Source organism: Enterobacter cloacae complex sp. 394F7, from assembly GCF_057320385.1.
In genome coordinates, this window is record NZ_JBXWCS010000041.1 from 1 (window position 1) to 768 (window position 768).

Annotated in this window: 1 protein-coding gene; it reads left to right on the forward strand. The window is 66.0% G+C overall.

Features of this window, described 5'->3' with window-relative positions; genetic code table 11:
* On the forward strand, window positions 1–768 hold a 768-nt coding region (locus AC2FAK_RS22930; protein WP_485453332.1), incomplete at both ends, for an Ig-like domain-containing protein.

Here is a 768-nt window from a genome sequence, read left to right on the forward strand (position 1 = left end):
GAAACCGACGACAACCGTCCGCTGATCAAGGGTACCGGTGCGGAAACCGGCAACACCATCACCGTCTACAATGGCGACAAGGTGATTGGCACCGCCACCGTACAGGCTGACGGCACCTGGTCCCTGGAGCCGACCACGCCGCTGCCGGACGGGAAGTACACCCTGACGGCGAAAGAGACCGACGGCGTGGGCAATGTCTCCGGTCCGTCCGGTGAGTACATCATCAACGTGGCCACCGTACCGCCGCAGGCACCGACGCTGGACACCGTCTATGACGACGTGGCCCCGCATGCGGACTACCTGCAGAAGGGCGACGTCACCAACGACACCACCCCGACCCTGAGCGGCAGCAGCGGCGTGGCGGGCGGCACCATCAGTATCTACGACAACGGTCGTCTGATTGGCACCACCTCCGTGGGCAGCAACGGCAGCTGGAGCTTCACGCCGGGTACGGCGCTGGCAGACGGCAGCCATAACTTCACCGCCACCGTCACCGACGGCGTGGGGCGCACCAGTGAGCCAACCGGCGGCTTCGGTATCGTTATCGATACAAAAGCCCCGGACGCGGCCTCCGACCTGCTGGTCACCGACAACGTCGGCGCCTACCAGGGCCCGGTCGTGAGCGGCGACACCACCGATGACAACACTCCGACCCTGAGCGGTAAGGCCGAGCCGGGCAGCACGGTGAACATCATCGACAACGGCCAGGTCATCGGCACCGCGAAGGTGAACCCGGACGGCACCTGGAGCTACACCCCGGACCAGCCG